Below are 25904 nucleotides of genomic sequence, written 5' to 3'. Positions count from 1 at the left end.
ATGACCGCCGTCTCACAGTCCCCGCTCGCGCGTTCGCCGCGGGGCTCCGCGCCCGGTTCCGCCCGCGGGCCGCACCGCAGCCTGCTCGTCTGGATCGCCGAGCACGCCGCACTCGTGGCGCTCGGTGTCCTGACCATCGCGCCGATCGTGTTCGTGATCCTGACCTCGCTGATGTCGAGCAACCAGGCCCTCACGGCGTCGATCCTCCCGCGGCCGTTCGACTTCTCGAACTACGCCCGGGTGTTCACCGAACTGCCGCTCGCACAGTGGTTCGGCAACTCGTCGCTGTACGCCGTGCTCGCCACCGCGTTCATGCTCGTCAGCTCGGTGCCGGCGGCCTACGCGCTCGCCCAGATCAAGTTCAAGGGCGCGAACCTGATCTTCACCGTGATCATCGTCGCGATGCTCCTGCCCCCGCAGGTGACCGCGGTGCCGGTCTACGTGATGTGGTCCGAGCTGCACCTGACCGGCACGCTCTGGCCGCTCATCCTGCCGAACCTGCTCGGCGACGCGTTCAGCATCTTCCTGCTCCGCCAGTTCTTCATGACGATCCCGAAGGAGTACGGCGACGCCGCCCGGATGGACGGCTGCAGCGAGTGGGGCGTGCTGTGGCGGGTCGTCGTGCCGATGGCCCGGCCGGGCATCGCGTCGGCGGCGATCTTCATGTTCTTCCACTCGTGGAACGACTACTACGGCCCGCTCCTGTACGCGTCCGAGAACCAGGCAGCCTGGCCGGTGGCGTACGGACTCGCCACGTTCCGCGGTCAGCACGGCACCGACTGGTCGATGACGATGGCGATGACCGTCGTCGTCATGGTCCCCGTCGTCGTCATCTTCTTCTTCGCACAGAAGGCATTCGTCGAGGGCATCGCGCTCACCGGCGTGAAGGGATAGCACCACAGTGAAACTCGCAGTCATCGGTGGCGGATCCACCTACACCCCCGAACTCGTGGACGGCTTCGCCCGGCTCCGCGACCAGCTGCCGATCGACGAGCTGTGGCTCGTCGACCCAGACCCGCAGCGACGTGAACTCGTCGGCGGTGTCGCCAAGCGGATGTTCGCGCACGCCGGCCACCCGGGCACCGTCCACGTCACGGACGACGTCGTGGCGGGCGTCTCGGACGCCGACGCCGTGATGTTCCAGCTCCGCATCGGTGGACAGGCGGCGCGGCAGCAGGACGAGACGTGGCCGCACGAGGCGTGCTGCATCGGTCAGGAGACGACCGGGCCGGGCGGGTTCGCGAAGGCGCTCCGCACGGTCCCCGTCGTCCTCGAGTACGCATCGCTCGTGCAGCGGTACGCGAAGCCGGACGCCTGGATCGTCGACTTCACGAACCCCGTCGGCATCGTCACGCGCGCGCTGCTCGAGGCGGGCCACCGCGCCGTCGGACTCTGCAACGTGGCGATCGGGTTCCAACGTCGGTTCGCCGCGGAGTTCGAGGTCCCGCCGTCCGCGGTGCGGCTCGACCACGTCGGGCTGAACCACCTGACGTGGGAGCGCGGGGTGCACGTGCGCTCCGACGACGGCGCCGAGCGCGACGTGCTCGACGAGCTGCTCGCCGCTGACACCGGTGCGCTCGGCCGGATGGCCGAGAGCGTGCACATGCCGGCCGACCTCCTCCGGCTCCAGCACGCGGTCCCCTCGTACTACCTGCGGTACTTCTACTCGCACGACGTCGTCCTCGAGGAGCAGCTCCACGAGCGCACGCGCGCCGAGGCCGTGATGGAGACCGAGGCCGCGCTGCTCGCGAAGTACGCCGACGAGTCCGTCGTGACGAAGCCCGTCGAGCTCGAGCAGCGCGGCGGGGCGTACTACTCCGAGGCCGCGATCGACGTGCTGTCCTCGATCCTCGGTGACCGCGGCGACGTGCAGGTCCTCAATGTGCGGAACGACGGCACCTTCCCGTTCCTGCCCGACGACCACGTGATCGAGGTCCCGGCGCGCGTCACCCGGCAGGCGATCACGCCGCTGCCCGTCGCCGCGCTCGACGCGGACATGGCGGGTCTGGTGTCGCACGTCGCGGGGTACGAACAGCTCGCACTCGACGCCGCGGTCCACGGCGGACGCGACCGCGTGCTGCGCGCGATGTGGGCGCACCCGCTCGTCGGGCAGGTCGACAAGGCCGAGAAGCTCACCGACCTGCTGCTGGCCGCGAACGCGGAGCACCTGCCGTGGACGCGATCGGAGCAGTTGACGTGGGCGGGCTGAGCCGGGCCGGCGGGGCGGGGACGACCCGCGCCTCCAGTCCGGCCGCCCCGAAGGCACCGAAGGCTCCGGGAATGCCCGGGTCCGACCGTGGTGACGTGGTGCTCGCCGTCGACGGTGGCGGCAGCAAGACCGACGTCGTCGCGATCGGACTCGACGGGACGCTCGTCGGGCACGCCCGCGGACCGGGCTCGAACCCGCAGACGCGAGGGTGGGACGTCGCCGGACCGATCCTCGACGACGTGCGCGCACGGGTCGTCGGCGGCCTCGGCGACCGACGGATCCGGACCACGCACGTGTACCTCGCCGGGCTCGACCTGCACGACGAGCTCGTCGCCGCCACCGCCGCCCTCGCGCACTGGGACACGGACGGCGGAGCGCCGGACGTCCTCGACAACGACCTGTTCGCACTGCTGCGGGCGGGCACGCTCTCGCCGGACGCGGCCGCGGTGGTGTGCGGAACGGGGATCAACGCGCTCGCCGTGCGCGCCGACGGGGAGACCGCTCGGTTCCCGGCGATCGGAGACGTGTCGGGCGACTGGGGCGGTGGCGCGTACCTCGGCAACCGTGCGTTGTGGCACGCGGCCCGGGCGGACGACGGACGAGGACCGGCGACGGCGCTGGTCGACGCGGTGCCGGCGGCCCTCGGACTCGGGACGGTCCGCGAGGTCACCGAGGCCATCCACTTCGGCCGCCTCGACCACCGCGTGTTCAACCGGCTCTGCCCGGTCCTGTTCGAGGTCGCCGAGGCCGGTGATGCCGTCGCCACCGGGGTCGTGGCGCGGCAGGCCGAGGAGATCGTGCTGCTCGCGTCCGTCGCACTCGGGCGGCTCGGACTCGGGTCGTCGGCGGGGGCGCCGGTGCCGGTCGTGCTCGGCGGCGGGGTGCTCGCGGCGCGGGACACCCTGCTCGTGGAGGGGGTCGTGTCGGGGCTGGCCTCCCGGGTGCCCGGGGCCGTGCCGACCTGGGTGACCGATCCCCCGGTGCTCGGGGCGGGGCTGGCGGCGCTGGAATCCGTCGGGGCCGGCGAGGGCGCGCTCGACCGCTACCGCGAGGCGGTGCGCTCCCGCTCCTTCGCGTCCACGACGGCCGCGATCCGCTGACGCGGAGCGCGCCGGCGGCGCGGCGGGGGCGCGGCGCGGCGGGGTCGTGGCCGTGCCGGCCCGGGTCCGCTTCGCGAAAGCGACAGTCTGCCGCCAGACTCCGGCGGCACCCTGTCGCTTTCGCGGGCGCGTCCGCACACGATCCCGGCACCGTGTCGCTTCCGCGCCACACCCCACCCCGACGGGAGGCACGGGTCAGGCGTCGCGGATCGCCAACACCCGGTGCGGCGACGCCGACTCCGCCCGCCACCCCGACGGCAGCACGTCGCGCAGCTCCGTCAGCGTGAACGACCGCCGGATCGACCGCAGCCCGTCGACGCGGACGAACGTGCCCGCCGCGACGAACGTCGACCCGACCGCGTACGCCCGGTAGGCCGACGGCGACCGGCGGATGTCCGAGTGCAGGACCCGGCTCGATGCCAGCAGTTCCGAGTCGGCGAGGAAGCCGTGCCGCTCCTCGTCGCCGAGGTGGTGCAGCACGTGGTTGGACACGACCACGTCGAACCGCTCCCCCGCGGCGAGGAGCTCCGTGCTCGACTGCTGCCGGAAGGTGACGCCGCGCGGGGTCGACCGGCGCGCGGCGTCGATCGCCCGGGCATCCGGATCGGCCCCGACGACCTCGACGTCGAACCCGTCGGCGGCCGCCCACCGCACGAGTGCCCGCGCGAGGTCGCCCCCGCCGCATCCGAGGTCGAGCACCCGTCCCCGGCCGCTGGCGGGCAGCGCCGGCGCGACGTGTGTGCGCCACGCGGCCCGCCACCCGCTGACCAGGGCGTTCACGAGGGCGAACCGCCGGAAGGTCCGCGCCAGTGCACGCGGATCGCATTCGGGGTCGTCCATGAGTTCGCGCAGGTCGAGTGCGCGTGTGGTCAGGTCGACCTCCGGGAGGCGCGGCTCGCGCCCGGTACGACGGCTCACGTGGCTCCCGCGGTCGCGACCGGCACCCGCTCGGGGTCGACGGGCGGGGAGGCCTCGGTCCGCACGGCCGTCAGTCGGGCGCTCTCCACCGTGAGCCCGGGGCCGAAGGCGAGGGCCACGACCGCGCTGCCGTCCTCGAGCCCGGCGTCGACGGCGTCCCGGAGCACGAAGAGCACCGTCGCGCTCGACATGTTCCCGTGCTCGCGGAGGACGCGACGGCTCGACGCCATCGCGGTGTCGGGGAGGCCGAGCGCCTCCTGCGTGCGGTCGAGGATGGCCCGCCCGCCCGGGTGGACCGCCCACACCGGGACGTCCGCCGGCTCGCTGCCGGGCTGCACCAGCGGTGCGACGGCATCGGGCACGTGCGCGCCGACGAGCTTCGGGACCGCCGTGGACAGCACCATCTCGAAGCCCTCGTCACCGATGTTCCACGCCATCTCGGACGCCCCTTCCGGAACGACCGCCGTCGCGAATCCGTCGAGGCGGAGTCCGGCACCGCCCGATGCGACGACCACCGCGGCGGCCCCGTCCCCGAACACGCTGTTGGCGACGATCTGGTCGGGGTCGTCCGAGGCGCGGACGTGCAGTGTGCAGAGCTCGGCGCAGACGACGAGCGCCACGGCGTCCGGGTCGGCGTCGACGAACGCGGCGGCGATCCGGAGCGCCGGGAACGCCGCACAGCACCCCATGAAGCCCACGTGGTGGCGGAAGACCCCTGCGGGCAGCCCGAGCCGTTCGACGATGTCGATGTCCGGTCCGGGCTGCGTGAACCCCGTGCAGGACACGGTGACGAGGTGCGTGACCGCGGACGGTGCGACACCGGCTCGTTCGACGGCGTCGCGGGCGGCGGCGACGAAGAGGGGCGGCGCGAGCTCGCGGTACCGGTCGTTGCGGGCACCGGTGGTCGGGGAGCGCAGGGTGCCGTCGTCGTCCCGGAAGGCGCCGCCCGCACGCGAGGTGTCGAGCTCGTCGAGGACGGTGTGCCGGTGATCCACCGCGGAGGCGTCGAACGCCGCGGGGACGAGCCGGCTGCCGAGCCGTCCGAGGCCGGGCTGCGCGGAGAAGAGTTCGCGGACGCGGCCCTGGTCGAGCGTCGTCTCGGGAACGGCGGTACCGATGGCGCGGATCGTTGCGGTCACGACCCATCCTGTCACCGGGTCGCTGACGCGTCCCCAGGAACGACGGGAGGCACGTGGCGGGCTCGCCACGTGCCTCCGGTCGTTCGCTCGGTCGCGACTACGACTGCTGCGCGCGCTCCAGCACCAGCTCGCGCACGCGGGCGGCGTCCGCCTGTCCCTTCATGGCCTTCATGACGGCGCCGATGATCGCGCCGGCAGCCTGGACCTTGCCGTCCTTGATCTTCGCGAGCACGTCCGGCTGCGCGGCCAGCGCCTCGTCGACCGCGGCGGTGAGGGCCGAGTCGTCCGAGACGACCTTGAGCCCGCGGGACTCGACGACCGCGGCCGGCGAGCCCTCGCCCGCGATGACACCCTCGAGCACCTGGCGCGCCAGACGGTCGGTCAGGTCGCCGGACTCGACGAGCGCGATGAGCTCGGCGACGTGCTGCGGCGACACGAGGTCGCCCGCGGCGGCGTCCTGGGTGTTCGCGACGCGGCTGATCTCACCGGTCCACCACTTGCGGGCGGCCTGCGGCGCGGCGCCGGCGGCGACGGTCCCCTCGAGTTCGTCGAGCAGTCCGCCGTTCACGACGTCCTGGAACTCGAGGTCGGTGAAGCCCCAGTCGCCCTTGAGCCGGCGGCGACGCGCGACGGGGGCCTCCGGCAGCGACGCCCGGAGCTCCTCGATGACGGCCGGGTCCGGCACCACGGGGAGCAGGTCGGGCTCCGGGAAGTAGCGGTAGTCGTCGGCGTCCGACTTCGGACGGCCGGCCGAGGTGCGCCCGGTGTCCTCGTGCCAGTGCCGGGTCTCCTGCGTGATCGTGCCCCCGTCGGCGAGGATCGCGGCCTGCCGCTGGATCTCGTAGCGGATGGCGCGCTCGACGGCGCGGAACGAGTTGACGTTCTTCGTCTCGGTTCGGGTGCCGAGCTTCTCCTGACCGCGCGGGCGCAGGGAGATGTTGGCGTCGCAGCGCAGGTTGCCGCGCTCCATGCGGGCCTCGGAGACGCCGAGCGCACGGACGAGGTCGCGGATGACCTGCACGTACGCGGCGCCGAGCTCCGGGGCGCGCTCCTCGGTGCCGAAGATCGGCTTGGTGACGATCTCGACCAGCGGGACACCGGCGCGGTTGTAGTCGACGAGCGAGTACTCGGCGCCCTGGATGCGTCCGGTGGCACCGCCGACGTGCGTGAGCTTGCCGGCGTCTTCTTCCATGTGGGCGCGCTCGATCGGCACCTGGAAGATCGTGCCGTCGGCGAGCTCGACCTCGACCTCGCCCTCGTACGCGATCGGCTCGTCGTACTGGGAGATCTGGTAGTTCTTCGGGTTGTCCGGGTAGTAGTAGTTCTTCCGGGCGAACCGCGAGGACTCGGCGATCGAGCAGCCGAGCGCGAGCCCGAGCTGGATCGAGTAGCGCACGGCCTGCTCGTTGACGACCGGCAGCGACCCGGGCAGCCCGAGGTCGACCGGCGTGACGTTCGTGTTCGGCTCGCCACCGAAGAAGTTCGGCGCGTCCGAGAACATCTTGGTCTTCGTCGCGAGTTCGACGTGGACCTCGAACCCGAGGACCGGCTCGTACCGCCGGAGCGCCTCGTCGAAGTCCATCAGCGCGTCCTTCTGCGCCATCAGATCACACCTTCCTGCGCAGCGGACTGCTGAGACTGGTCGAGGTCCGGGATGCTGTCGATGAGCGGGTGACCCCACTGCTGCTCGAGCAGGCGCTCGAGTGCGGCGCCGTACCGGTAGAGCCGGGCGTCCTCGCGCTGCGGAGCCATGAGCTGCACACCGGTCGGGAGCGAGTCCTCGGGTGCCAGGCCGTTCGGGATGCTCATGCCCGGGACGCCGGCGAGGTTCGCCGGGATCGTCGTGAGGTCGTTGAGGTACATCGCCAGCGGGTCGTCGATCCGCTCGCCGATTGGGAACGCGGTCGTCGGGGCCGAGGGGCTGACGAGCAGGTCGACCTGCTCGAACGCGGCCTGGAAGTCGCGCTGGACGAGCGTCCGGACCTTCTGCGCGGAGCCGTAGTAGGCGTCGTAGTAGCCGGCGCTCAGGGCGTACGTGCCGAGGATGATGCGGCGCTTGACCTCGGGGCCGAAGCCTGCCTCGCGCGTCGCGGCCATGACGTCCTCGACCGTCGCACCGTTCTCCGGCGTGACGCGGAGGCCGAAGCGCACCGAGTCGAACTTGGCGAGGTTCGACGACGCCTCGGCCGGGAGGATCAGGTAGTAGGCGCTGATCGCGTACGCGAACGAGGGCGCATCGATCTCGACGACGATCGCACCGGCCGACTCGAGCAGCGCGACGGTCTCCTGGAAGCGCTGGGTGACGCCGGCCTGGAAGCCCTCGCCGCCGGCGAGCTCCTTCACCACGCCGACGCGCAGGCCGCGCAGCGTGTCCGCCTGCAGCCCTTCGCGCGCGGCGGCGGCCATCGACGGCCAGGCGTCCGGGATGCTCGTGGAGTCGCGCGGGTCGTGCCCGCCGATGACGTCGTGCAGGAGTGCGGCGTCGAGGACGGTGCGCGACACCGGGCCGATCTGGTCGAGGCTCGAGGCGAGCGCGATCGCACCGTACCGGCTGACCCCGCCGTAGGTCGGCTTCACGCCGACCGTGCCGGTCACGGCACCCGGCTGGCGGATCGAACCGCCGGTGTCCGAACCGAGGGCGAGCGGGGCCTCGTGCGCGGCCACCGCGGCGGCCGACCCACCCCCGGAACCGCCGGGGATCCGGTCGAGGTCCCACGGGTTGTGCGTCGGGCCGTACGCCGAGAACTCGGTCGTCGAGCCCATCGCGAACTCGTCCATGTTCGTCTTGCCGAGCGGCACGAGACCCGCGGCGCGGAGCTTCGCGACCGGGGTGGCGTCGTAGGGCGGTACCCAGCCCTCGAGGATCTTCGAGCCGGAGGTGGTCGGCATGTCCTGCGTGCACAGGACGTCCTTCACGGCGATCGGCACGCCGGCGAGCGGGCCGAGGTCGTCGCCGGCGGCACGACGGGAGTCGATCGACTTCGCCGTCGCGAGCGCGTTCTGGTTGACGTGCAGGAAGGCGTGGACGTCGCCGTCCACCGCCTGGATGCGGTCGAGGTGGGCCTGCGTGGCCTCGACGCTCGAGACGTCCCGCGCCACGAGGGCGTCGGCGAGCGCCGCGGCGCTGAGTCGGGTGATGTCGTCGGTCACTGCTCTTCTCCCAGGATGGCCGTCACGCGGAACCGCTCGCCGTCGGAGTCCGGGGCACCCGACAGTGCCTGCTCCTGCGTGAGCGTCGTGCCGACCACGTCCGGCCGGGTGACGTTGCCGAGCGGCACGGGGTGGCTCGTCGCGGGGACGTCCGGGGTGGCGACCTCGGCGACCTTGGCGACGCTGTCGACGATGTGCGACAGCTCCCCCGTGAGCTTCTCGATCTCTTCGGGCGTGAGTGCGATACGTGCGAGGTTCGCCAGGTGGGCGACCTGCTCGCTCGTGATGTCAGGCATGGTGCTCCGTCGATCGGTTCGTGGAATGCCGACCAGTCTATTGGCCTGGAGGCGCGGTGCCGGTCTCGCAGACCGGCACCGCGCCTCCGGGCACTCACTTCCCGTTCTTCTGCTGCTGCTTCTGCTTCTGCTGCTGTTGCTGCTGCTGGCCGCCGCCCTGCGTCGCACCCGTCGTGCCCGACGCGCCCGACGCGGCCGACGACTTCGTCGTGCTCGACGCGTGGCTCGTCTGCCCGATCAACGCCTGGTCCGGAGCCGGCAGCGCTCCCCCGCCCACCGTCTGGTCGAGGTACGACATCATCGACTTCCCGACACCGAACTTCGCGCTGTACCCGGTCGTGCCCTGCAGGAACGGCCAGTTCGCCAGGCTCACCTGTCCCTGCACGTTGCCGATCCACGTCGCGTTCGTGTACTTCGTCGTGGACGCGACGAGCCAGTTCTGCACGTCGCCGTCGGTCGTGCCGGTCTTCGCGAACTTCGGGACGCTGTCACCCGGGTTCGCGCTCGCGGCCGTGCCGGCGCCGGTCAGGACGCCCTGCAGTGCGTAGTCGACGGTGCCCGCCACCTGGGCGGAGACACCCTGCGTGCAGGACGACGGGGACGGCGTGATCTTCGTGCCGTCGGACTCGGTGACGGAGTCGATCGAGGTCGGGGTGCACACGACGCCGCCGTTCGCGAAGCCCGCGTAGGCCTCGGCGAGGTCGATCGGCGAGAGTTCGTTCACCCCGAGGATCGAGGAGGGCGTCTGCCTGAGGTCGGTGCCGTCCGCGCGGTGGATGCCCATCGACTCCGCGAGCTGGGCGATCTTGCACAGGTCGAGCTGCTTGCCCATCTGCGCGTACGCGGTGTTGATCGACTCCGAGGTCGCGGCCTGCACGGTCATCGACGACGGGACGCTCTCGGCGTTCGCGACGGGCCAGGTCCCACCGCTGACGTTCTGGCACGAGTTGGTGAACTCGGAGTTCTGGAACGTGTGCTCGGCCGTCGAGATCGACTGGGACAGGGTGTGCCCGGTCGCCAACCACTCGGCGAGGGTGAACACCTTGTACGTCGAGCCGGTCTGGAAGCCGCCGGAGTTGCCGTAGCCGCTGTCGGCGCTGTAGTTCACGGCGGTGGCCCCGGCCGCCGCGTTGTCGGCCTGCGTGTAGGACGTGTTCTGCACCATCGACAGGATGCGGCCCGTCCCGGGTTCGACGGTGACGTTCGAGCCGCCGACGTCGACGCCGGCCATGGTCGACGGCACGTAGGTCGACAGGGCCGTCTGCGCCTGGGCCTGCAGGTCGAGGTCGAGCGAGGTGTGGATCTCGAGGCCCTTGGTGTCGAGCGTCGAGATGCGCTCGGCGGCCGTCTTGCCGAACGCGGGGTCCTGCAGCACCTGGTCGCGCACGTAGTCGCAGAAGTACCCTGCGTCGTACCCGGTGGCGGCCGAGGAGCAGCCGTTCGCGGTCGCGGTGATCTTCGGCGTGATCGGGGTCGCCTTCGCCTCGGCGAGCTGGACCTTCGTGATGTCGTGGTGCACGTACATCCGCTGCAGTACGTAGTCGCGGCGTGCCTTCGTGGCCGCGTACCCGTTCGACGATCCGTTGTCGGCGTTCCCCGGCTGGTCGATCCGGAGGTTCGACGGGTTGTTGAGGATCGCGACGAGCGTCGCCGACTGCACGAGCGAGAGGTCCTTCGCGTGCACACCGAAGTAGTACTCGGCTCCGGCCTCGGCGCCGTACACCCGGCCGCCCAGTCCGACGAGGTTGAGGTACCCGGTGAGGATCTGGTCCTTCGAGTACTTCTTGTTGACGGCGATCGCGTACCGCATCTCCTGGAGCTTCCGCTGCGGTGTCACCCCGGCGGCGTCCTGGTAGCAGGCGGAGATCTTCTTCTCGGTGTCCGCGGCGTTCTTCCCGGTGAGCTCCTCGCACTCCTGCACGAGGACGTTCTTCACGTACTGCTGGGTGATGCTCGACCCACCCTGCACGTCCCCGCCGGCGACGGTCGCGGCCGCCCCGCGGAGGGTGCCGACGACGTCGATGCCGCCCTCGTCGTAGAAGCGCGGGTCCTCGGTGTCGATGGCCGCCTGCTTGAGGGTCTTCGCCATCGCGCTGGACGCCACGTTGGTGCGGTTCTCGGCGTAGAACGACGCGATCTTGACCTGCTGGCCGCCCTTCGTCGCGTAGACGGACGACACCTGCTGCGGGGTCTGGATGTCGAGGTAGCTCGGCAGGTCCTCGAAGAACGCGACCGCCCCGGACGTGCCCTCACCGGCGACGGCGACGGCCGGCGTGACGGCGACGGCGACGAGCATGCCGGCCAGCGCCGACATCGCGACGAACGTCAGGAGAGCACCAGGCCATCGCACCACACGCATGCAGGGCACGGTATGGCGGTGGTCTGTACTGGTTCTGCCGTGGAACCGGATGTGGCTGCACCGGTGTTCAGGTTCTCACCCAGGATTACTCGCGGGGCTGGAGGTCCTGCGGTCGCACGAGGTACATGTCGGGCGACGTCTGGGGCACGCCGTCCCCACCGCCCTCGCCGCGCCGCACCTGCTCGCGGACGAGGTCACCACGCCCGACCGCGATGAGGGCCACGTCGTGCAGCGACGCCGTCCCGGGCTTGAGGTAGTCGTTGTGCCCGACCGGCCTGCGGAACACGTCGCCGGCGTCCTGCGTGTCGACGCCTCCGGCCAGGTCGAGGACCGTCGACCCGAACGTCGCGGATCCCGGGTCCGTGCCGAAGTACCCGGAACCGGCGATGGGGTCGCTGTGGGCGTCGCCGACGAACACCTGACCAGCACCGACGGCCAGCTCCTTCGCCGTCTGCACGTCGCTGCCCGGGGAGCCGAGCACGGTCAGGGTGTCGGCGCTCATCCGTCCGGACGACAGCGCCATCAGCGCCGCCGTCGAGCCGTACGAGTGCGCGACGATGTTCACCCGGGGCTGCTCGCCGTCCCGGATCGCCCGGAGGCCGCCGACGGCGCGCTCGAGCCGTTCGGCGCCGGTCTTCGCGAGGCCGAGCGAGAGGATGTTCGACAGATCCGGCGTGCGGTACCCCATCCAGGCGACGACGGCGACTCCGCTCCCCGATCCGGGAGCGGCCACCCCGGCGAGTGTCGCTTGCTCGCTGTAGAGGTCGTTCGCGGTGTTCGTGAAGTCCGTCATCTGACCGGTGACGGTGAAGAACATGCCCGGCACGACGACCGTCACGTCGGCCGCGGTGTCGAGGTCCCCGATGGCGATCGCGGCACGGCCGGCCCCCCGGGTGTCGAGCGTGACGAGGTACCGCTGCGGCGCGCCCGGCTCGTGCACGAGCGATTCGCGCACCTGCCCGAGCATCGCCGTCCGGGCCGCACTCGCCCGCTGGTCCGCGAGGCCCGCCGTCAGCACCGCGCGGTTCGCCCGGTCGCGAACCGAGTAGGGCACGCCCTCGAGGTTCCCGACGACCGACGGAGCCGTCGTCGCGAGGGCCCGGCGCTCCTCGTCGCCGAGCCCCGCCCACCAGGTGGTGACCTCGGCGGCCGTCGGCGGGTCGTCCTGCGCGGTCGCGGCGACGCGTTGGTCGTGGTCGGCGCGGGAGAGCTCGGACCGGTCCAGTGAGGACAGGTCGTCGAGGAACGTCCGGCCGCGCGCGGCGGCCACGTCGTCGATCGTGCTCTGTACCCCGGTCATGACCGGTCGTCCTACTGAGCCCCCCTCAGAGACCTTCGCGGTCGTCGCGACGACGCTCACGGAATGGGTTGTGGGCGCGACGGGGGCCTCGACCACTCCGAGCGAGTGCATCGAGGCGGTGAGCAGAGCCGCGGCGATGAGCAGCAATCGGGTCTCCCCCGGGAAGGCCGTCCCGTCGTCCCCCTGCAGACGACAGGTGATGCTCTAACGAGTGTAAGGAGAATGGCCTTCTCGGGGACGTGCGAGATGCAACTTGGCCCCTGAACTGGGTACACGGACGCGCGTGCCGCGCCGTGCGGACAGGCGCGGGTTGTGCTCGCGGCGTCCGCTCAGCCAGCGGGAGCGGCCTCGGTCGTGTCCGCGGCGGCGTCGCCGAGCCCCGCCGGCCCCTCCGTCACGAGCACCCGGAACTGCTCGGCGTCGATGATCCGCAGCCCGAGCTGTTCGGCCTTCGTGAGCTTCGAACCGGCCCCCGGACCCGCCGCGACGAAGTCCGTCTTCTTGCTCACGCTCGAGGCGGCCTTGCCCCCCGCGGCGATGATCGCTTCCTGCGCACCCTCTCTGCTGTACCCCTCCAGCGAACCGGTCGCGACCACCGTCAGGCCGCTGAGGACCCCGCCCTCCTCGCTCGCGGCGCCCGGCCCGGGGTGGCCCGGGGTCGTGAACTGCACGCCGGCGGCCGTCCAGCGGTCGATGATCTCGCGGTGCCAGTCGACCTCGAACCAGTCGAGCAGGGCGTCGGCGATGATGCCGCCGACGCCGTCCACCGCGGCGAGGTCCTCGCGGGAGGCGGCGCGGATCGCGTCGAGGGATCCGAAGTGGTTCGCGAGCGCACGAGCCGCCACCGGTCCGACGTGGCGGATGCTCAGGCCGACCAGGATGCGCCAGAGCTGCTTCGTCTTCGCGGCGTCGATGTTCGCGAGCATCTCGAACGCGTTCTTCGACGGGAACCGGCTCGGCTCGCCGGTGTAGTCGGCGCCGCGGGCCTCCGGGTCGAACGGGGGGTCGGTCTTCTTGCGCGCCCTGCTGAACGGGGTCACGCGCTTCGGGGCCCCGTCGTCCGTGGTCTTCTCCATGCCGGTCTCGGCGTCGCGGACGATCACCTCGATCGGGACGATGTCCTCCATCGTCAGGTCGAACAGGCCGGCCTCGGTCACGAGCGGGGGCCGTTCCGGGTGCAGCGGCTGCGTCAGTGCAGCCGCCGCGACCTCGCCGAGACCCTCGATGTCGAGGGAGCCGCGGGACGCGATGTGCTCCACCCGGCCGCGCACCTGCGCCGGGCAGCTCTTCGCGTTCGGGCACCGGAGGTCGATGTCGCCCTCCTTCGCAGGGGCGAGGGGCGTGCCGCACTCGGGGCAGTTCGTGGGCATGACGAACTCGCGCTCGCTGCCGTCGCGGAGATCGACGACCGGTCCGAGCACCTCGGGGATGACGTCGCCGGCCTTCCGCAGCACGACGGTGTCTCCGATCAGGACCCCCTTCGCCTTGACGACCTGCTGGTTGTGCAGGGTCGCCTGGCGGACGACCGACCCGGCGACCTCGGCCGGGGCCATCACCGCGAACGGGGTGGCGCGCCCGGTGCGGCCGACGCTGACGACCACGTCGAGGAGCTTCGTGTGGACCTCTTCCGGCGGGTACTTGTACGCGATCGCCCAGCGGGGCGCGCGCGAGGTCGACCCGAGCTCCTCGTGCAGACCGAGGTCGTCGACCTTGACGACGATCCCGTCGATCTGGTGCTCGACCGAGGCCCGCCGCTCGCCGTAGTCCTTGACGAACCCGAGCACCTCGTCGATGGTGTCGAACACCCGGTAGTGGGTGCTCGTCGGCAACCCCCACGACTGCAGCAGCTCGTACACCTCGGACTGGGCGCGCACGTCGGTGTCGCGCTCGAGTTCCCGGACGGGCCACGCGCCGATGCCGTGCACGAGCATCCGGAGCCGACGGAGGCGGTCGACCATGAGTTCGCGCTTCGCCTCGGACTTGCCCTCCTCCTTCTGGCGGAGCGAACCTGCCGCCGCGTTGCGCGGGTTCGCGAAGACGCGCTCCCCCGCCTCTCGCTGCCGGGCGTTCAGCTCGTCGAACTGCTCGACCGGGAAGAAGATCTCGCCGCGGACCTCGACGATCGAGGGGTGTCCCTCGCCTGTCAGCCGGTCCGGGATGGTGCCCATCGTGCGGACGTTGCCGGTGACGTCCTCGCCGACGACGCCGTCGCCGCGGGTGGCGGCCGACACGAGCAACCCGTTCTCGTACCGGAGGTTGATGGCCAGCCCGTCGATCTTCAGCTCGGACAGGAAGCGCACGCGCTCGGCGCCGGCGTCCCGCTGCACCTTGACCGCCCAGTCGGTGAGCTCCTCGGGGCTGAAGACGTTGTCGAGGCTCAGCATCCGCTCGGCGTGCTCGACCGGCGCGAACTGGATGGTCTGGACCTGCCCGCCGACGGTCTGCGTGGGGCTGTCCTCGGTCACCAGCTCCGGGAACCGGTGCTCGATCGCGTCGAGACGGCGCGCCATGACGTCGTAGTCGGCGTCGGTGACGGTCGATCCGTTCTCGCCGAAGTAGTACGCGCTCCGGAGCTCGTTGATGCGGGACCGCAGCCGTTCGACCTCTCGCTGCGCCTGGGCGGCGTCCAGGTCGGCCGGGTCCAGCGTCTCGAAGGTCGAGTCCGCGGGCGTCGTGTCGCTCATGCTCCAGTTCTACCGTGCGCCACCGTCGTTCGACGCAGCGGCGGGCACGACCCGGGAGTGGCGGCGGTCAGGCCGTCGCGGGCACCGCCGACACCGTCGCGTCGATCGTGCACTGGCCGAGCACCCGCGTCCCGACGTAGACGACGGCGGTCTGCCCCGGAGCGACGCCCGAGAGCGGCTCGTCGACGTCGATGACGAGCTCGCCGTCGGCGACCCGCGCGGTCGCCGGCACCGGGTCGGCGTGCGCACGGATCTGCACGTCGCACGCGAACGGCACGGACGCGTCGGCAGGAGCGGTGCCGGCCCACGTGAACCGCGACCCCGACATCGAGGTGACGTCGAGCGCCTCCTTCGGGCCGACGACGACGGTGTTCTCCTTCGGCCGGATCTCGAGCACGAAGCGCGGCTTGCCGTCCGGTGCGGGGCGTCCGAGGTGGAGCCCTCGCCGCTGTCCCACCGTGTAGCCGGTCGCACCCTCGTGCGCGCCGACGACCGTTCCGTCCCGCTCCACGACGTCGCCGGGCGCCGTCCCGACGCGGTCCGCGAGCCAACCGCGGGTGTCGCCGTCGGGGATGAAGCAGATGTCGTAGGAGTCGGGCTTCTGCGCCACCGTCAGACCGCGCGCGGCGGCCTCGGCCCGCACCTCGTCCTTCGAGGGGGTCGCGCCGAGCGGGAACATCGCGTGCTGGAGCTGCTCCGCGGTCAGGACACCGAGCACGTACGACTGGTCCTTCGCCCACGCCGCCGACCGGTGCAGCTCACGGGCGCCGTCCGGGCCGGTGACGATCGAGGCGTAGTGCCCGGTGCAGACCGCGTCGAACCCGAGGGCGAGCGCCTTCTCGAGCAGCGCCGCGAACTTGATGCGCTCGTTGCACCGCATGCACGGGTTCGGCGTGCGGCCGGCCTGGTACTCGGCCACGAAGTCGTCGACGACGTCCTCCTTGAACCGGGCCGAGAAATCCCACACGTAGTACGGGATGCCGAGCGCGGACGCGGCACGCTGGGCGTCCATCGAGTCCTCGATCGTGCAGCAGCCGCGGCTGCCGGTGCGGAGCGTCCCGGGCATCCGGCTCAGGGCGAGGTGCACGCCGACGACGTCGTGTCCGGCGTCGACGGCACGGGCCGCGGCCACCGCCGAGTCGACGCCGCCGCTCATCGCTGCAAGTACTCGCATGCCTCCAGGGTAAGCGTCCGGCGTAGCCTTGCACGAGCGATGACCTCCGAGACCCCCGCCTTCGACTTCCGGGCGGTCGTGCTGTCCGGCTTCCTCCCCGCCGCCCTCTTCGCGATCGGCGAGGGCGCGATCATCCCGCTCATCCCGATCGCGGCGGACTCGCTCGGCGCGAGCCTGGCGTTCGCGGGCTTCGTCGCGGCGCTCATCCTCGTCGGGGAGCTCATCGGCGACGTCCCCTCGGGTGTGGTCGTCGCGCGGATCGGCGAACGGAACGCGATGATCGGCGCCGCAGCGGTCTCCGTCGTCGGGCTCCTCGTGTGCACGGTCGCCCCGAACGCCTGGGTCCTGGCGGTCGGGGTGTTCCTCGTCGGTGTCTCCACCGCGGTGTTCGCGCTCGCCCGGCACGCCTACATGACGACCGCGATCCCCCTGCACATCCGAGCCCGTGCGCTGTCGAGCCTCGGCGGGGTGTTCCGCTTCGGGTACTTCGTGGGCCCGTTCATCGCCGCCGGGGTCGTGCACCTCACCGGCACCACCCAGAGCGCCTTCTGGATCCACATCGTGTGCTGCCTCCTCGCGGCCGTCGTGCTCCTCGTCCTCCGCGACCCCGCGACGGGCGCGCGCGGCTTCCGGAGGCCGAGCCGCGCCTCCAGGCCGGACACGACGAACGCGACCAGCGCGACCGAGCCGCCCACCGACACCGGCGCGCAGTTCGTGCAAGAGGAAGCGCACGGACTCTTCCGCACCATCCGTGCGAACCGCGCCGTCCTGCTGCGGCTCGGCAGCGGCGCCGGCCTGATCGGCGCGCTCCGCGCCGGCCGACAGGTGATCCTGCCGCTGTGGGCCGTGAGCGTCGGCCTCGACGACGCGACCGCCGCGCTCGTCATCGGCATCGCCGGCGCGGTCGACTTCGCGCTGTTCTACACGAGCGGTCAGATCATGGACCGGTGGGGCCGGCTCGCGAGCGCCCTGCCGTGCATGCTCGGGCTCAGCGTCAGCTACTTCCTGCTCGCGTGGTCAGGTCACCTCGACGCTCGGGTCGGCTGGTTCGTCGCGATCGCGATGGGCATGTCGCTCGCGAACGGTGTCGGCTCGGGCATCCTCATGACGCTCGGCGCGGACCTCGCGCCGCGGGACCACCCGGCACCGTTCCTCGGCGCGTGGCGGTTCACCGGTGACTTCGGGCAGGCGGCTGCGCCGCTCGTCATCTCGTGCGTGACGGCGGTGGCGTCGATCGCGGTCGCGAGCGGGGTGATGGGGGTGCTCGGCCTGGTCGGCGCCGGCATCCTGCTGCGCTACGTGCCGCGGTACCTCCCCCGTCGGCTCCGCTGACGGCGCGTCCCCGGTCCCGCCAGGAGCGGTCTGGAGGCCCGGATCACGTCGGGTCCGCGGGTCCCGGTCGGTAGACTGCCGCTGCTCGCGGGAGTGGTGGAATCGGTAGACACGCAGGATTTAGGTTCCTGTGCCCCAGGCGTGAGGGTTCGAGTCCCTCCTTCCGCACGGACGTCCGCACGGCCCCCGACCGGCAAGTCATACCCGCGAGGGATGGGCCCGCAACCGCCGGACGATACCCTCGTCTCGCGGGAGTCCTCCCCGTGACCCCGCCAATACGACCGGAAGAACCATGCACTCCGTCGCACTCGCCCTGATCCCCTGGCTGGATCCGCAGTACATCCTCGACCACTTCGGCGCGATCGCCGTGCTCATCGTCTGCGCGATCGTCTTCGCCGAGACCGGACTGCTCATCGGGTTCATCTTCCCCGGGGACAGCCTGCTCGTGATCACGGGCTTGTTCGCCTTCGACCGCGGCGGCGAGATCGGCGGGATCCCGGTCTGGGTCGCGGCGCTGATGATCGGCGCCGCGGCGTTCCTCGGCGGCGAGCTCGGCTACTACATCGGCAAGAAGGCCGGTCCGCCCATCTTCGAGCGCAAGGAGAGCGGTCTGTTCTCGAAGGAGAACGTCGACCGCACGAACGCCTTCTTCCACCGCTTCGGACCGCTCGCCGTGATCCTCGCCCGCTTCGTGCCGGTCGTCCGCACGTTCGCCCCGATCGCCGCGGGCGTCGGCCGGATGGACTACAAGAAGTACTCGCTGTACAACGCTGTCGGGGCCGTGATCTGGGGCGTCGGTGTCACCTTCCTCGGGTACTTCCTCGGGTACATCCCGCCCATCGCGTACATCGTGCGCAACTACATCGACGTGATCCTCATCCTCGCCGTGCTCGTCACCGTCGTGCCCGCGGGCCTGCACTACTGGCGCACGGCGCGCAAGGCGAAGCACGCGGCCGAAGCGGAGCAGCAGCAGCCGTAGGGTTCGGACGCGGCCAGGGGTCCGTGTGCGCGGCCGCGTCAGACGCCGAAGTACTCCCGCACGATCGGGGCGATCCCGCGGAACGCCTTGCTCCGGTGTGAGAGGGCGTTCTTCTCCTCGCGGGTCAGCTCCGCCGAGGACCGGTCGGCGTCGTCCGCCTTGAAGACCGGGTCGTACCCGTGTCCCCCGGTGCCGACCGGTTCCGTGAGCACCTCGCCGTTCCACACTGCCTCGAACACGTGCTCGGTGCCGTCGGGTGTCACGAACGCGGCAGCGCAGACGAACGCCGCGGTGCGTTCGACGACCCCCTCGAGGTTCTGCAGCAGCAGCGCGATGTTGTCCGCGTCCGCACGGGTGCCGGCGTACCGGGCCGAGTGGATGCCGGGTGCGCCACCGAGGGCGTCCACCGCGATGCCCGAGTCGTCCGCGAGCGCCGGCAGCCCGGTGTGCGCGACCGCGGCTCGGGCCTTGATGAGCGCGTTGGCGGCGTAGGTGTCGCCGTCCTCGACCGGCTCCGGCCCGTCGTACCCGATGAGCTCGACGCCACCGAGGGCCTCGCCGAGGATCTCACGCAGCTCGACGACCTTGCCCTGGTTGTGGGTCGCGAGCACGACCGTGCGGGGCGTCACGCGATCCCCAGGACGGTCTTCTGGATGGCGGCGAGCGACCGGTTGCCGGCCAGGCCGAGGTCGAGCAGCACGTTGAGTTCGTCACGGTCGAACGGCGCGTGCTCGGCGGTCCCCTGCACCTCGATGAACTTCCCCGACCCGGTGGTCACGATGTTCATGTCCGTGTCGGCTGCCGAGTCCTCGGTGTAGGCCAGATCGAGCATCGGCTCCCCCTTCACGATGCCGACCGAGATGGCCTGCACGCTGTCGGTCAGCGGGGTCGCCTTCTTCGCGATGAAGCCCTTGTCGCGGCCCCACTCGATCGCGTCGGCGAGGGCGACGTAGGCGCCCGTGATCGACGCCGTGCGGGTGCCGCCGTCGGCCTGCAGCACGTCGCAGTCGATGACGAGGGTGTTCTCCCCGAGCGCCTTCGTGTCGACGACGGCGCGGAGGGAGCGCCCGATGAGCCGGGAGATCTCGTGGGTACGGCCGCCGACCCTGCCCTTGATCGACTCGCGCTGCATGCGCTCGTTCGTCGAACGCGGCAGCATCGAGTACTCGGCGGTGACCCAGCCGGTGCCCTTCCCGGCCAGCCAGCGCGGGACGCCGTTCGTGAAGGACGCCGTGCACAGGACCTTCGTGTCGCCGAACGAGATGAGCGCGCTGCCCTCGGCCTGCGAACTCCACCCCCGCTCGATGGTGACGGGACGGTGGTCGGTGGCGGCGCGGCCGTCGATGCGGGTGCTCATGTGGTCCTTTCGATGCGGGGCAGCGGGATGGCCCCGGTCTGGAGGTGGCCGACGCTGGAGACCTCGGGTCCGAGGAAGCGTCGGGCGAGTCGGATGAAGCCGTTCTTGTCGTCGCCGGTCGCCTCGAACGAGTAGGCGGGCGGCTCGGGAGCGGTGCGCTCGAGCCCGTGCTCGACGAGCCGTCGGTAGACGTCGTTCGCGGTCTCCTCGGCGCTGGAGACCAGTGTCACGTCCGGTCCCATCACGAACTGGATGGCGGCGGACATGAGCGGGTAGTGGGTGCAGCCCAGCACGAGGGTGTCGACGTCCGCGGCACGGATCGGCTCGAGGTAGCCGGCGGCCACCTCGCGCAGCGCTGGGGACGACGTGTCCCCCGCCTCGACGAACTCGACGAACCGCGGGCAGGCGGCGAGGGTGAGGTCGACGCCCGAGGCGACCGCGAAGGCGTCCTCGTACGACCGGGACGCGATGGTGCCGACCGTGCCGATCACCCCGATCCGTCCGGTCCGCGTCTGCTTGACGGCGGCGCGGGCCGCGGGCTGGATGACCTCGACCACGGGGATGCCGTACGCCTGCTCGTAGCGTTCCCGGGCGTCCCGGAGCACCGCCGACGACGCCGTGTTGCACGCGATCACGAGGGCCTTCACGCCCTGCTCGACGAGGTCGTCCATGACCTCGAGCGCGTACCGCCGGACGTCCGCGATCGGCTTCGGACCGTACGGCGAGTGCAGGGTGTCGCCGACGTACCGGATGCTCTCCCGCGGCAGCTGGTCGATGATCGCGCGCGCCACCGTCAGCCCGCCGACCCCGCTGTCGAAGACTCCGATCGGTGCATCCGTCACGGTGACCAGCGTACCGAGCCGTCCTCCCCCCGCCGAACGCGAGCGGGCGGAACACGCGCGCGAACCCCACCGACCCCCGCACATACCGCCCGCTCGGACGCGGGCGCACCCGCACACCCGCCCGCCCGCTCGCCGGCGGCCGAGCGCCCGACACAATCCGCGCCTCCGGACCGGCACGTCGCTAGTGTCGGACAGGTGACCAGCGCGCTCCTGACGGACCAGTACGAACTCACCATGGTCGACGCGGCCCTCAAGGACGGCACCGCCGACCGCCGCTGCGTCTTCGAGGTGTTCACCCGCCGGCTGCCGGACGGACGCCGGTACGGGGTGGTCGCCGGCCTCGGTCGGTTCCTCACGGCCCTCACCGACTTCCGGTTCGGCGACGAGGAGATCGGCTTCCTGCGCGACCGCGGCGTCATCGACGAGGGCACCGCGAAGTGGCTCGCCGACTACCGCTTCACGGGCGATGTCCGCGCCTACCGCGAGGGCGAGGTCTTCTTCCCGAACTCGCCCGTGCTGCAGATCGAGGGCACCTTCGCCGAGGCCGTCGTGCTCGAGACCCTCGCGCTGAGCATCTTCAACGCGGACTCCGCCATCGCCTCCGCCGCCGCGCGCATGGTCTCCGCCGCCGACAAGCGACCGCTCGCCGAGATGGGCTCCCGCCGCACCGGGGAGTGGAACGCCGTCGCCGCCGCGCGTGCCGCGTACATCGCCGGCTTCGGGGCGACGAGCAACCTCGAGGCCGGGCGCACCTGGGGCATCCCCACGATGGGCACCGCCGCGCACGCGTTCACCCTGCTGCACGACACCGAGGAAGCCGCGTTCCGGTCCCAGCTCGACGCCCTCGGCACCGGCACCACGCTGCTCGTCGACACGTACGACATCGAGGCCGCCGTCGACACCGCGGTCCGCCTGACCGACGGGAAGCTCGGCGCGGTGCGCATCGACAGCGGCGACCTGCCCTCGGTCGTCGCATCCGTGCGGGCACAGCTCGACCGGCTCGGGGCGACGAACACGAAGATCACGGTCACGAACGACCTCGACGAGTACACGATCGCCGCGCTCCGGGCTGCGCCCGTGGACTCCTACGGCGTCGGCACCTCGGTCGTGTCCGGATCAGGACACCCCGCCGCGGGCATGGTCTTCAAGCTCGTCGCGCACCGCTCCGCCGACGGGGACGACTGGGTCCCGGTCGCGAAGAAGTCGGCCGACAAGGCGTCCGCGGGCGGCCGCAAGGAGGCCGGACGTCGGCTCCGCAACGGCATCGCCACGGCCGAGGTCGTGCTCACCTCGGGTCCGGTCGGGCCGGACGAGCGGCCGCTGCTCGTACCCGTGGTCACGAACGGGGAGGTGCACCAGGAGTTCCTCGGGGTGCACGGCGTCGAGGCGGCGCGGGCGCACCACAAGCTCGCCAAGGCCGAACTGCCGGCGGACGCGTCGCGCATCGGCCGCGGGGACCCGGCGATCCCGACGCTGGTGATCTGAAGCCGGCCGGCTACTCGGCCTTCATCTTCTCGTAGATCGCCTTGCAGTCCGGGCACACCGGGAACTTCTCGGGGTCGCGACCGGGGATCCACTTCTTGCCGCACAGCGCCTTCACGGGCTTGCCGGTGAGGGCGGACTGCAGGATCTTGTCCTTCTTGACGTAGTGCGAGAACCGCTCGTGGTCGCCGGGCTCGATCGCTTCCTCTTCGAGGAGCTTCTCGAGCTCGCGGTCCATCACGTCGAGGCCGCCGCCGGGTTCCGTCATGCTCATGCGTCAAGGGTACGACGGCGCGGCTCACGCCGCGACGGTGCGTGCCGCTCACCCCGCGACCGTGCGTGCGGCGCGCGCCGCCAGCGTCTCGAGGCCAGGAGGCGCGGGCCGGGGCCGACCCGCGCCTCCAGGCCGTCAGGTGGTCACCCCGGGACGCGACCCGGGTCAGTTGCGCTGGGCCGCCGCCAGCAGGTCCGGCCCGTGCCGGTCGAAGAGGCGACCGCCGACGGCGACCCCCGCGGCCAGCACGACCACGCCGACCAGGACCCCGACGACCAGCGTCAGGACGTCCCAGGGCGCCGGTCCGTCCGCGAACGCCAGCACGGCCAGCCACGCGGCGGGTACCGAGCACACGACGATCCCGACCACCATCGACGACTGCGCCACCGAGGCGAGCGCCCCGGCGGCCTGCGGCTGCTGGAAGGGGTGGTCGCCCGGACGCACCGTCGGGTACGGCAGCAGGACGGACACGACGCTCGACAGCCCGAGGCCGGACAGGAGCGCGCTCGCACACACGCCGATGAGGACCGGGAACGCGGTCCAGTCGCCGAACAGCCACGCGGACACCCACGAACCGGCGACGAGCGCGGGGATGCCCACGGCGATGACCGGGACGAGCCGACCGAGGCGATCGCTCCACCCCGGCGCTCCGGAGGCGACGTGCAACCACACCGCCGTGTTGTCGTACGAGACGTCGTTGTGTGGCAGGAACCCGGCGATCAGCGCCATGAGGGGCAGCGGGACCAGGGCGGTCCAGTGCCACGGGACGCCGGCGACCCCGAGCGGGATCACGACGACCGGAACGAACACGATGATCAGGTACGACGCGCGGTACCGCGGATCGCGTCCCCAGTAGGTGAGCGCACGCGCCGCGACCGCGGCGACCGGCGTCGAGCCAAGCGTGTCGAACCAGCCGAGGCCCCGGTAACGGCGGGTCCGGGCCCGGCCGTCCACCGTCTCGAGCGCTCGTCCGACGACCGCCCACCACGCCCACCCGAGCAATGCCACGACGGCGACCGCGACGAGGAGCTTCACGATCCCCTCGCCGACACGGCCGCTCGCGACGTCCGCGGGGACGGCCCAGGCGGCACCCCACGGGGTCCACCCGGCGATGTCGGCGATGCGCTGCATCTCCGCGCCCGCCGGGTCGAGCCAGTCGACGCGCAGCAGGAGCGACACGGTCGGGATCGCCAGCACGACGATGACGAGCGCGACGAGCCAGCCGGCGTCCCGCGAGCGGTGCGGGCCGATCAGTGATGCGCCCACGGCGCACCCGACCCGGACGAGCAGCGCGCAGGTGGCGATGGCGAGGACGGCACCGACGACGCCGAGGACACCGGCACCGGCACCGCGCATCCACGCGATCGACTGCCCCACGGCCACGATCGCCACCGCGACGATGGGGACGCCCACGAGTCCGGCGACGCCCAGCCCCACCGCGAGGTCGCGCCGGCCGATCCCGAAGACCGTGAAGCGGCGCGGGTCGAACTGGTCGCTGCGTCCGACCACGAGCGGGACGACCGTGAACGCGAACGCGACGAGGGTACCGACCGGGACGATGACGGAGCGTGCGACCTCGGGCGCCGACCCCCGGAGCTCCGCGAACGCGACCGCGACGAACACCGCGGCGACGAGACCGGCGATGCTGCCGAGCACGACGAGGACGGACCGGCGGGCGCTCCCCCGGACCTCGCCCGCGAGCAGGTCGGCCCTCAGCCGGAGAAGCTGTGCAACCATTCCATGCTCTCTGCCACGACGCGGCCGCCCGCGAGTTCGACGAACTTGTCCTCGAGGCTCTTGCGCCCGCGGACCTGCGCCATCGTGCCGGAGGCGAGGACCTTGCCGCCCACGATGATGGCGACGGAGTCGCAGGTGCGCTGCACGAGCTCCATCGAGTGGCTGGAGAGCACCACGGTCCCGCCCCCGCGGGTGTAGCGACGGAGGATCTCGGTGATGGTCGCCGCGCTCACCGGGTCGACGGACTCGAACGGTTCGTCCAGCACGAGCACCCGGGGCGAGTGGATGAGCGTCGCCGCGAGGGCGATCTTCTTCGCCATGCCGACCGAGTAGTCCGCGACCTGCCGGCCGAGCGCCTCGCCGAGGCCGAACGCCTCGGCCAGGTCCGCGCTGCGCTGCCGGGCGGTGGCGCCGTCGAGCCCACGGAGGGTCGCCGAGTAGTAGAGAAGCTGCGCGCCGGTGAGTCGGTCGAACAGGCGGAGCCGGTCGGGCAGCACGCCGAGGTCGCGCTTCGCGGCGGTCGGATCGGCCCAGACGTCGTGGTCGAGCACGGTGACGCTGCCGGCGTCCGGACGGAGCAGTCCGGTCACCATCGAGAGCGTGGTGGTCTTGCCGGCGCCGTTCGGGCCGACGACGCCGAAGATCGAGCCCCGGCGGATCTCGAGGTCGACCTCGTCGGCGGCGAGGGTCTGGCCGTAGCGCTTCACGAGCCCGTCGGCGCGGAGCACGACGGGCTGCTGCGGCTGCTTCTGCGCGGTCGCGGGGCGCTTGGCAGCGGCGGGGCGCTTCTTGGACGGCTTCGTGGGTGCGGTGTCGGTCGCGTCGGGCGCCGTCGCGGTCGTGCCGAGCGCGTCGGCCGCGGTCGTGCCGGTGGCGTTCGTCGCGTCCGACTCGTCCGGGGTGTTCGGGCCGGGAGGCACGGTGCCGGTCGACGCCGCGGTCTGCGTCGGGCGCGTGGCACGTCCCTTGCCGCCGCGAGCCTTCCCGGGTCGGCGCGCCGTCGTCGTCGGGGCCGCGGCCGGCGCGGCGCTCACGTCCGGTTCCGTCTCCGTCGTCTCGGTGACCGTCGTGTCGTCGGTCATCGCGTCCTCAGCGGAGGCGTCGTGCGCATCCCCGTCCCCCATGTCGTCGTCAGCGGCGTCGCCCGCCACGATGGCGTCGTCGTCCTCGGTGTCTGCCTCGTCCTCGGCATCCTCGGTGCCCGCAGCATCCGCGGCGTCCGCGGCCGCTTCCTCGGTCAGCCAGGCAGCGTCCGACGTGGTGTACACGTCGTCGTCATCCCCTGCTGCTGCGGCCACCGCCCCACCGTACCAACGCTCTCCGGACACTGGCGGACGGGTCGGCTGCAGTGTCACGAATTGGGCACGAAGCCCCCGTGGGTGTACCCCGGAAGCGACACGTTCCGTATCATTCACCAGGGCACGACGGAGTGTTCACCACTTGGAAACCTGCTTCGGCCGGCGTTCCCGAGGCGATCTCTCCCTGCGAATGAGCGCAGAGACGACGGTTTCTCGGTCAACTCGGACCTTCAGCGAGCAGACTCGACGAGGCCCGCCCGTGCCCCAGGGCGCG

At 71.8% G+C, this 25904-nt stretch carries 20 protein-coding genes, 1 tRNA gene and 1 pseudogene; 7 read left to right on the top strand and 15 right to left on the bottom strand.

The window, feature by feature from the left end:
* The 3 genes from HP507_RS11810 to HP507_RS11800 all read left to right on the top strand — a co-directional run bounded on the left by HP507_RS11810 (position 1) and on the right by HP507_RS11800 (position 3309).
* Positions 1 to 894, top strand: a complete 894-nt coding sequence (locus tag HP507_RS11810) for a carbohydrate ABC transporter permease (protein ID WP_175351974.1) — start codon at positions 1 to 3, stop codon at positions 892 to 894.
* 7 nt (positions 895 to 901) lie between these two features.
* Entirely contained in the window at positions 902 to 2209 is a 1308-nt protein-coding gene (locus HP507_RS18430) for a 6-phospho-beta-glucosidase (RefSeq protein WP_175351973.1), read from the top strand.
* A 71-nt stretch (positions 2210 to 2280) separates the two neighbouring features.
* Positions 2281 to 3309 carry an N-acetylglucosamine kinase gene (locus tag HP507_RS11800; protein ID WP_175351972.1) on the top strand — a complete coding sequence of 343 codons (1029 nt, stop codon included), beginning with the start codon at positions 2281 to 2283 and terminating at the stop codon, positions 3307 to 3309.
* Between the two features lie 195 nt (positions 3310 to 3504).
* Here HP507_RS11800 and HP507_RS11795 read toward each other — a convergent pair whose 3' ends face one another.
* The 9 genes from HP507_RS11795 to mnmA all read right to left on the bottom strand — a co-directional run bounded on the left by HP507_RS11795 (position 3505) and on the right by mnmA (position 16329).
* Positions 3505 to 4227 carry a methyltransferase domain-containing protein gene (locus HP507_RS11795; RefSeq protein WP_271207164.1) on the bottom strand — a complete coding sequence of 241 codons (723 nt, stop codon included), beginning with the start codon at positions 4225 to 4227 and terminating at the stop codon, positions 3505 to 3507.
* On the bottom strand, positions 4224 to 5366 hold the full coding sequence (locus HP507_RS11790; RefSeq protein ID WP_175351971.1) for a type III polyketide synthase: 1143 nt from the start codon (positions 5364 to 5366) through the stop codon (positions 4224 to 4226). Before HP507_RS11790 ends, HP507_RS11795 begins: the two co-directional genes overlap by 4 nt.
* Positions 5367 to 5463: 97 nt before the next feature.
* A complete protein-coding gene (gatB, locus tag HP507_RS11785; RefSeq protein WP_175351970.1) occupies positions 5464 to 6969 on the bottom strand; it encodes an Asp-tRNA(Asn)/Glu-tRNA(Gln) amidotransferase subunit GatB in 1506 nt (501 codons plus the stop codon).
* Positions 6969 to 8516, bottom strand: coding sequence for an Asp-tRNA(Asn)/Glu-tRNA(Gln) amidotransferase subunit GatA (gene gatA, locus HP507_RS11780; protein ID WP_175351969.1), 1548 nt, complete (start codon positions 8514 to 8516; stop codon positions 6969 to 6971). The genes gatB and gatA overlap by 1 nt, the downstream gene beginning before the upstream one ends.
* Entirely contained in the window at positions 8513 to 8812 is a 300-nt protein-coding gene (gene gatC / locus HP507_RS11775; protein WP_175351968.1) for an Asp-tRNA(Asn)/Glu-tRNA(Gln) amidotransferase subunit GatC, read from the bottom strand. Before gatC ends, gatA begins: the two co-directional genes overlap by 4 nt.
* Positions 8813 to 8906: 94 nt before the next feature.
* Positions 8907 to 11171 (bottom strand): transglycosylase domain-containing protein, encoded by a 2265-nt coding sequence (locus HP507_RS11770; protein ID WP_175351967.1) that lies wholly within the window; start codon positions 11169 to 11171, stop codon positions 8907 to 8909.
* Positions 11172 to 11256: 85 nt separating this feature from the next.
* Positions 11257 to 12471, bottom strand: a complete 1215-nt coding sequence (locus HP507_RS11765) for an alpha/beta hydrolase (protein WP_175351966.1) — start codon at positions 12469 to 12471, stop codon at positions 11257 to 11259.
* A 329-nt stretch (positions 12472 to 12800) separates the two neighbouring features.
* Complete coding sequence (gene ligA, locus HP507_RS11760) at positions 12801 to 15155, bottom strand: NAD-dependent DNA ligase LigA (RefSeq protein ID WP_175351965.1); 2355 nt, start codon at positions 15153 to 15155, stop codon at positions 12801 to 12803.
* A gap of 67 nt (positions 15156 to 15222) precedes the next feature.
* Positions 15223 to 16329 (bottom strand): tRNA 2-thiouridine(34) synthase MnmA, encoded by a 1107-nt coding sequence (gene mnmA / locus HP507_RS11755; protein ID WP_175351964.1) that lies wholly within the window; start codon positions 16327 to 16329, stop codon positions 15223 to 15225.
* Between the two features lie 39 nt (positions 16330 to 16368).
* Here mnmA and HP507_RS11750 point away from each other — a divergent pair, with 39 nt between their 5' ends.
* From HP507_RS11750 to HP507_RS11740, 3 genes are all read left to right on the top strand, one after another.
* On the top strand, positions 16369 to 17661 hold the full coding sequence (locus HP507_RS11750) for an MFS transporter (protein ID WP_175351963.1): 1293 nt from the start codon (positions 16369 to 16371) through the stop codon (positions 17659 to 17661).
* 87 nt (positions 17662 to 17748) lie between these two features.
* Positions 17749 to 17829, top strand: a tRNA-Leu gene (locus HP507_RS11745).
* A gap of 124 nt (positions 17830 to 17953) precedes the next feature.
* Complete coding sequence (locus tag HP507_RS11740; protein WP_175351962.1) at positions 17954 to 18640, top strand: DedA family protein; 687 nt, start codon at positions 17954 to 17956, stop codon at positions 18638 to 18640.
* A 38-nt stretch (positions 18641 to 18678) separates the two neighbouring features.
* On the opposite strand, the gene rdgB is transcribed toward HP507_RS11740, so the two are convergent.
* Genes rdgB through murI form a run of 3 tightly spaced genes read right to left on the bottom strand, consistent with a single transcriptional unit; the run spans position 18679 to position 20839 of the window.
* Positions 18679 to 19269, bottom strand: coding sequence for an RdgB/HAM1 family non-canonical purine NTP pyrophosphatase (rdgB, locus tag HP507_RS11735; RefSeq protein ID WP_175351961.1), 591 nt, complete (start codon positions 19267 to 19269; stop codon positions 18679 to 18681).
* Positions 19266 to 19997, bottom strand: a complete 732-nt coding sequence (rph, locus tag HP507_RS11730; RefSeq protein WP_175351960.1) for a ribonuclease PH — start codon at positions 19995 to 19997, stop codon at positions 19266 to 19268. The genes rdgB and rph overlap by 4 nt, the downstream gene beginning before the upstream one ends.
* Positions 19994 to 20839, bottom strand: coding sequence for a glutamate racemase (gene murI / locus HP507_RS11725; protein WP_175351959.1), 846 nt, complete (start codon positions 20837 to 20839; stop codon positions 19994 to 19996). Before murI ends, rph begins: the two co-directional genes overlap by 4 nt.
* A gap of 189 nt (positions 20840 to 21028) precedes the next feature.
* Between murI and HP507_RS11720 the strand changes: the two are divergent.
* Positions 21029 to 22324 (top strand): annotated as a pseudogene (locus HP507_RS11720) (nicotinate phosphoribosyltransferase); the annotation flags it as partial.
* A gap of 10 nt (positions 22325 to 22334) precedes the next feature.
* Here the strand turns inward: HP507_RS11720 and HP507_RS11715 are convergent.
* From HP507_RS11715 to HP507_RS11705, 3 genes are all read right to left on the bottom strand, one after another.
* Complete coding sequence (locus HP507_RS11715) at positions 22335 to 22595, bottom strand: DUF3039 domain-containing protein (protein ID WP_092384164.1); 261 nt, start codon at positions 22593 to 22595, stop codon at positions 22335 to 22337.
* A 165-nt stretch (positions 22596 to 22760) separates the two neighbouring features.
* Entirely contained in the window at positions 22761 to 24332 is a 1572-nt protein-coding gene (locus tag HP507_RS11710; protein WP_175351957.1) for an ABC transporter permease, read from the bottom strand.
* Entirely contained in the window at positions 24308 to 25630 is a 1323-nt protein-coding gene (locus HP507_RS11705; protein WP_333781359.1) for an ABC transporter ATP-binding protein, read from the bottom strand. The genes HP507_RS11710 and HP507_RS11705 overlap by 25 nt, the downstream gene beginning before the upstream one ends.
* Positions 25631 to 25904: the final 274 nt, after the last annotated feature.

The organism is Curtobacterium pusillum (assembly GCF_013359865.1).
Classification (GTDB): domain Bacteria; phylum Actinomycetota; class Actinomycetes; order Actinomycetales; family Microbacteriaceae; genus Curtobacterium; species Curtobacterium pusillum.
Note: the sequence above shows the minus strand (reverse complement) of the source record. Positions and strands in the feature narration are given on the sequence as shown.